This is a genomic window from Sphingorhabdus sp. (genome assembly GCF_044357595.1).
GTDB lineage: Bacteria > Pseudomonadota > Alphaproteobacteria > Sphingomonadales > Sphingomonadaceae > Sphingorhabdus_B.
On record NZ_JBIKPH010000124.1, the window covers coordinates 1 to 7,204 of the forward strand.

General features: G+C 55.4%; 5 protein-coding genes. All 5 read right to left on the reverse strand.

The genetic code is table 11. The features are described 5' to 3' along the window. A partial coding sequence (locus ACIQ2T_RS10870; RefSeq protein ID WP_397590827.1) for a 3-hydroxyacyl-CoA dehydrogenase NAD-binding domain-containing protein occupies positions 1–1,758 on the reverse strand: 1,758 nt, incomplete at its 3' end. Positions 1,759–1,772: 14 nt separating this feature from the next. Next, the gene (locus ACIQ2T_RS10875; RefSeq protein WP_397590828.1) at positions 1,773–2,987 is read right to left on the reverse strand and encodes an acetyl-CoA C-acetyltransferase; all 1,215 of its coding nucleotides are present in this window, start codon (positions 2,985–2,987) and stop codon (positions 1,773–1,775) included. A 2-nt stretch (positions 2,988–2,989) separates the two neighbouring features. Then, a complete protein-coding gene (locus ACIQ2T_RS10880) occupies positions 2,990–4,147 on the reverse strand; it encodes a CaiB/BaiF CoA transferase family protein (protein WP_397590829.1) in 1,158 nt (385 codons plus the stop codon). A gap of 136 nt (positions 4,148–4,283) precedes the next feature. Continuing rightward, positions 4,284–6,236: an acetate--CoA ligase gene (acs, locus tag ACIQ2T_RS10885; protein ID WP_397590830.1), complete on the reverse strand. Its 1,953-nt coding sequence runs from the start codon at positions 6,234–6,236 to the stop codon at positions 4,284–4,286. 185 nt (positions 6,237–6,421) lie between these two features. Further along, positions 6,422–7,204 (reverse strand): peptide chain release factor 2 (gene prfB, locus ACIQ2T_RS10890; RefSeq protein WP_397590831.1); only part of this gene is annotated, 783 nt, incomplete at its 5' end.

The following is a 7,204-nucleotide window of genomic DNA, read 5'->3' on the forward strand; positions in this document are numbered from 1 at the left end:
TTCGGTGCCACTTGGCTGATACGCGTCACCCAATTCCTTTTTGGTCGACTGCATCACGTCATACCCGAGTTGCAGCGTCGTTTCATCAAGCAACGCCAAAGGCCCGATCGGCATACCAAGCGACTTGGCCGCGTTTTCAATCAAAGCTGGCTTAACGCCCTCAGTGACCAGCTTCATCGCCTCACCCATATAGGGCGGGAAAACGCGGTTGGTGAAGAAGCCGCGGACGTCCTTGACCACAATAGGTGTTTTCTTGATCTTGGCATTATAATCGAACGCTGCCGCCAAGGCACGTGGGCCCGTCAATTCGCCTGGAATGATTTCGAGCAGCGGCATTTTTTCAACGGGTGAGAAGAAATGCAGCCCAACGAACAACTCCGGACGCGATGAATTTTTGGCAAGGCCAGTGATCGGCAATGTCGACGTGTTCGATGCGAACACGACATCAGGGCCAATTACGGCTTCAGCTTTCTTGATGACATCCGCCTTCACATCGGGACGCTCAAAAACAGCCTCAATGATAAGGTCGACATCCTTTAGGTCGTCATAATTGTCGGTCGGCGTAATGCGCGCCATGAAAGCATCCCCAGCTTCCTTGGTCATCTTGCCACGGCTAACGGCCTTGTCGATAATCTTGCGGCTGTAATCGACCGCCTTGTTGGCGTCTTCCAAGCTGCGGTCGAGAACGACAACATCCATACCGCCCTTAACGGTGACATGCGTAATGCCCGACCCCATGAGCCCGCCACCCAACACGCCAACCTTTTTGATCGCAACCGGCGGGACGCCCGCGGGGCGGCCAGCGCCCTTTTCAGCAGCCTGCTTGTTGATGAACAAGGTGCGGATCATGTTCTTCGCTTGGCTACCGGAAAGCAGCTTTGTGAAATATTTGGATTCCACACGAAGCGCGGTGTCGAACGGCAGGATAGAACCTTCATATAAACAGGACAAAATGGCTTTAATCGCGTCAAAATTGCCTTTGCTTTCTTTGTGCGCCATCGCGTTCAGGCCAACGAACAATTGCACCGCACGAGGGTCCATTGCCCCTGCCCCACCTGGGAATTTGAAATCCTTCTTATCCCAGGGCGCTGTGACCTTTGGATTAGCCTTCACCCATGCCTTGGCATTGGCAATCAGGTCAGCCGCAGGCGCAACTTCGTGCACCAACCCCTGCGCCTTCGCCGTTGCTGGATCCAGCGCCTTACCCTGAATGATCATCATCGCCGCGTTTTGCAGGCCGATGAGGCGAGGCGTCCGCTGCGTTCCCCCGCCACCGGGCAGCAATCCGACCATGACTTCGGGCATGCCAAGCTGGATCTTAGGATGATCTGCGACAACACGATAATGGCATGCCAAGGCAAGCTCAAGGCCACCGCCCAGCGCAAGGCCGTTGAGCGCGCAAGCGACCGGCTTTGCAGAAACCTTACCCGCACTAAGGTCCTTGGCAGACTGACCGCCCGTTTCCATTTTGCGCAGCAATGCGTTCAAGGCAAACGCCTGATCAAAGGCTTCTTTCGCACTGCCGGCTTTAGCGCCGCCCAACATGGTAAGGTCTGCGCCGGCCAAGAAACCAGACTTCTTGCCCGAGGTGATGACCGCGCCTTTGACGGCTTCATTGGTCGTAAAATCGTCAACCCATGCGCCGAATTCTTCAATCAATGCACCATTCCACACATTCATCGAGGCATCGGGCAAATCAATCGTCAAAAGCGCAATGCCATCGGCATCGATATCGACTGAGAAAGTTTTATAAGTCATATTTTCCGTCCCAATCAATTCACGCGTTCGATGATAGTTGCGGTGCCCATGCCGGCGCCAATGCACAATGTGGTTAGCGCAGTCGACTTGCCTGACCGTTCCAACTCATCAAGCACAGTGCCAAGGATCATCGCGCCAGTTGCACCCAGCGGGTGGCCCATGGCGATTGCGCCACCGTTCACATTGATGTCCGAATGATCGATGTGCATCGCTTCCATGAAGCGCAGGACAACCGAAGCAAAAGCTTCGTTCAATTCCCAAACGTCAATGTCGCTTTTGTCCATTCCAGCACGCGCCAACGCCTTTTGCGCGGCAAATTCCGGGCCCGTGAGCATGATTGAGGGTTCAGACCCGATAGAGGCCATTGATACGATACGCGCGCGCACCTTCAACCCGTATTTCTCGCCTGCTTCCTTCGTACCAATAAGCACGGCCGCTGATCCATCAACAATGCCCGAGCTGTTGCCCGCGTGATGCACGTGGTTGATTTTCTCGACCTCTGGATAGCGCATGATAGCTATATCATCAAAACCGGGCATCATCGTGCCCATCATCTGGAACGCTGGGGCCAATGCGCCCAAAGACTGCATGTCGGTTTGCGGGCGCATCAATTCGTCATGGTCAAGCACGACTTCGCCAATGACGTCCCTAATTGGCAGAATCGAGCGCGCAAAACGCTTTTCGGCCCATGCGCAGCCAGCGCGCTTCTGGCTTTCGACGGCATAAGCGTCAACATCGTCGCGGCTATGCCCGTATTTTGTGGCGATCAGGTCCGCAGAAATGCCTTGTGGGATGAAGTAATTGGCAATTGCCGAGCGGGGGTCAATTGGCCATGCACCGCCGTCGGAGCCCATGGGCACGCGGCTCATCGATTCAATACCGCCGCCTACAGCCAAGTCACATTCGCCAGACTTCACCTTGGCAGCCGCGATGTTGGACGCCTCTAAGCCCGAACCGCAGAAACGGTTTACCTGAATACCAGACGTCGTGTGCGGATAGCCTGCAGCGAGGATTGCCGTGCGCGTTATGACCGCGCCTTGTTCGCCCACCGGCGAGACACAGCCAAAGGCCACATCTTCAATTTCTGCGCCCGAAAGGCCGTTGCGGTCGCGGATAGCCGCCAATACCTGCGATGCCAAATCGATTGGCGTAATTTCATGCAGCGCACCGTCAGGGCGCCCCTTGCCACGCGGGCTGCGCACCGCATCATAAATATAGGCTTCGGTCATATTCAATCCTTCGTTACGACCACGGCGCCTGCCGCGATCAATTGGGAAATTTCGTCATCACCGAGTCCAGCCTCGGTTAATATGGCGGCATAATCACCGCCTTTTGTTGCAATCTCGAAATGGGTGGCCAAAGGCTGCGTTGCAAGCCGCGGCGCGACCTGGGGGTGCAACCAACGGCCGTCCTGCACAAATGCTTGCCGCTCCGCGTTGGCAGGATGCGACGCCGCCTCCACATAATCCAGCACAGGCGTTACGCAAGCATCGGTACCCGCAAAAATCACTTCCCATGCGTCGCGCGCCTTGGTGGCAAACACATCCTCAAGCATCTCATGCTGCTTCGCCCAAGTGGTTCGGTCGTGCTGACCTCCATAAGCATCTTTGTCGATGGGCAAGCGGTCCATCATTGCGGCAAAAAACTGCGGCTCAATGCACCCAACTGCCATGAACTTGCCATCAGCGGTCATGTAGCAGCGATAGAAAGGCATGGCCCCGTCCAGCAAGTTGGCCTCACGCTTCGTGCGCCATTGACCAAGGCCCGCCATACCATGGACAAAGCTCATCAGACTGTTGGTGCCATCGACAATGGCTGCATCAACTATATTACCTTCACCCGTCCGGCCGCGCTCGACCAACGCCGCAAGGATACCGTTGACGAGAAACATCGACCCGCCGCCGAAATCACCCACCATATTGAGCGGCGGTACGGGGGGCTGCCCATCCTTGCCAATTGCGTTTAACACCCCGGTCATGCCAATATAATTGATATCATGGCCGGCCATTTGGCTCCAGGGACCCGTCTGGCCCCAACCTGTCATCCGTCCATAAATAAGCCTTGAGTTTATGGCGTGGCAGACGTCTGGTCCAACCCCCATCCGCTCGGTCACGCCGGGTCGAAGACCTTCGATTAGGACATCAGCGGTTTCAACAAGTTTTAACAATGCAGCGACGGCTTCAGGTTTTTTGAGGTCGAGAACCATCGACTTTTTGCCCCGCGCATCAATCGCTTTGGGTACAAGCGCGCCACCCGGCCTGTCGATCACGATAACATCCGCGCCCATGTCCGCAAGCAGCTGGCCAGCGTAAGGGCCAGGCCCAATACCAGCGAGTTCAACAACTTTTATGCCGCTTAAGGGTCCATTTTTGGTCGGTAAATCAGTCATAGGGTCCTTCACTACGAAAACGCAGGATACAGGTTTAATCGCGCAATTAACGGAAATTCCCTAGTCGTTTCGACAGGTTGACGCAAGCGTCAAGCATAGCAGATCTCTGTTGTTTCGCTCGATACGAACGGTACGGTCAACGGTTCTGCCGTCCCTCGATCAGTGCATCGACAACATTGGGATCAGCCAAGGTTGAGGTGTCACCCAAAGCGCTGAAATCATTTTCGGCAATTTTGCGTAATATCCGCCGCATAATCTTGCCACTGCGTGTCTTGGGCAGGGCTGGCGTGAAGTGGATATGGTCTGGCGATGCGATTGGTCCGATTTCTGTACGCACTTGTAACCGAAGTTCTGCATGCAGAGCGTCCGAGGGTTCCGCACCAGCATTGAGCGTTACATAACAATAAATGCCCTGCCCCTTGATATCGTGCGGGAACCCAACAACAGCCGCCTCAGCAACCAATTCGTGGAGTACCAAGGCGCTTTCAACCTCGGCCGTGCCCATGCGATGCCCTGAAACATTGATGACATCGTCGACCCGGCCGGTAATCCAATAATAGCCATCGTTGTCGCGACGGCAGCCGTCGCCAGTGAAATATTTGCCCTTATAGGTCGAAAAATACGTCTGCACGAAACGGTCGTGATCACCATATAGCGTCCGTGCTTGGCCCGGCCAGCTGTGCGTGATGCACAAATTGCCATTCGTCGCGCCGCCAATATGTTCGTCGGCAAGAACATTACCATCGCCATCAACCAACTGCGGCTGAATGCCAAAATACGGACGTCCTGCGCTCCCAGGTTTCATGCCATGCGCGCCGGGTAAGGTTGTGATCATCACACCGCCGGTCTCGGTCTGCCACCATGTATCGACAATCGGCAACTTCCCCTCACCTACCGTCGCATGGTACCAACGCCATGCTTCGGGGTTAATGGGCTCGCCCACTGTGCCAAGTAAGCGAAGCGATTTGCGCGACCGCGCCTGAACCGGCGCATCGCCATCGCGCATCAACGCCCGAAGCGCAGTAGGCGCAGTATAAAAAATGTTCACCTGATGCCGGTCAATAATATCCCAAAAACGTCCGCTATCGGGGTAGCTAGGGATGCCTTCAAAGATCAGGCTGGTCCCACCATTTTGCAGTGGACCGTAAACGACATAGCTATGCCCGGTGACCCAGCCAATATCGGCAGAACAAAAGAAAACCTCCCCCGGCCGATAATCAAACACATAATGGAATGTGCTCGCGGTCCAAACAGAGTAGCCGCCGACGGTGTGTAAAACGCCCTTCGGGCTACCAGTTGAACCAGACGTATACAAAATAAACAACGGGTCTTCAGCATGCATCGGTTCACAGGCGCATTCGCCCGAGACCGCAATCTCGTCAAAATAATGGTCGCGGCCGGACTCCATCGTCACAGGCGCACCTGTATGGCGCACGACAAGAACGGCCTCGACCCCGCTCACCTTTTCAAGCGCAGCGTCAATATTGGCTTTCAACGGCACGGATTTGCCTCCGCGCAGGCCAGTGTCAGCGCAGATTACAAAGCGGCTGGAACAATCTTTAATCCGTCCCGCAATCGCTTCGGGCGAAAACCCTCCGAAGACAACGCTGTGCACGGCCCCGATGCGCGCGCACGCGAGCATGGCAACCGCGCCCTCGACGCACATCGGCATGTAAATGGTCACACGGTCGCCCTTGCCAGCGCCAAGTTTCTTGAGCGCATTGGCCATGCGCGTCACTTCGGCAAGTAGCTCAGAATAGCTGACACGCCGCGCAGGGTTGGCTGGGTCATCGGGCTCAAAGATAAAAGCAATCGCATCGCCCTTGCCCGCATTAACATGACGATCGATGGCATTGTGGCAGAGGTTAAGAACCCCGTCTTCATACCATTTGACATCCACTGGATCGAACGACCAATTGGCGATCTTCGTCGGCGGCGTTACCCAATCAATGCGCTCGGCTTGCTCTGCCCAAAAAGCGTCAGGATCGGCAATACTTTGCGCATACATCCGGTCATAATCGGTGGCACTACATTGCGTGTTTGCCGCGGCATTTGCGGGTATCGGGAACCAGTCTTGATGTTCAGTCACTTGCTCTCTCCCATAACGCAGCGTCTACTTAGCCCCTGCATAAGTGGAGTAGGCTGAGGGATTCAAGGCTAAAGCGTGCAACCGCTATTCACACGCCTCAAGAACCGCTGCAACTCTATCCACCCAATAGCGATTTACTGGCGGGCTCGTCTACGTTGCCAGGCATTGGAAAAACGAGCGAAAGCCTAATCTACATCATCAACCGAAACCGCCTCGCCGGTTACGCGTTGGGCCAATGCGGCAGCGATGAAGTTGTCTAGATCGCCATCAAGAACGTCTCCAGGCGTGGGGGATGTGACGCCTGTACGCAAGTCTTTGACCATCTGGTACGGTTGCAGCACATAAGAACGGATCTGGTGGCCCCAGCCGATTTCAGTCTTTGCCGCATATTCGCCGCTCGCAACTTCTTCACGTTTCCGCAATTCGGCTTCGTACAGACGCGCCTTCAGCATGCCCATAGCGGTTGCGCGGTTCTTGTGCTGGCTGCGGTCATTCTGGCTGGCGACGACGATGCCCGAGGGCTTGTGGGTAATGCGCACGGCGGAGTCCGTCGTGTTAACATGCTGCCCACCAGCGCCTGACGCGCGGTAGGTATCGATCTTCAAATCGCCTTCGTTGATTTCAATGTCGATATTGTCATCGATAACTGGATAGACCCAGACGCTTGAAAAGCTGGTATGGCGCTTTGCGGCGCTGTCATATGGCGAAATACGCACCAAGCGATGAACACCGCTTTCGGTCTTGGCATAGCCATAGGCATTCTCGCCCTTTACCAACAGGGTAGCCGACTTAATGCCAGCCTGATCACCCGCCTGATAGTCGACCATCTCGACCTTATATCCGCGCTGTTCGGCCCAGCGATAATACATGCGCTGAAGCATTTCGGCCCAATCTTGGCTCTCGGTTCCGCCAGCGCCGGCATGAATTTCAATAAAAGTGTCGTTGCTATCGGCTTCGCCGGAAAGCAG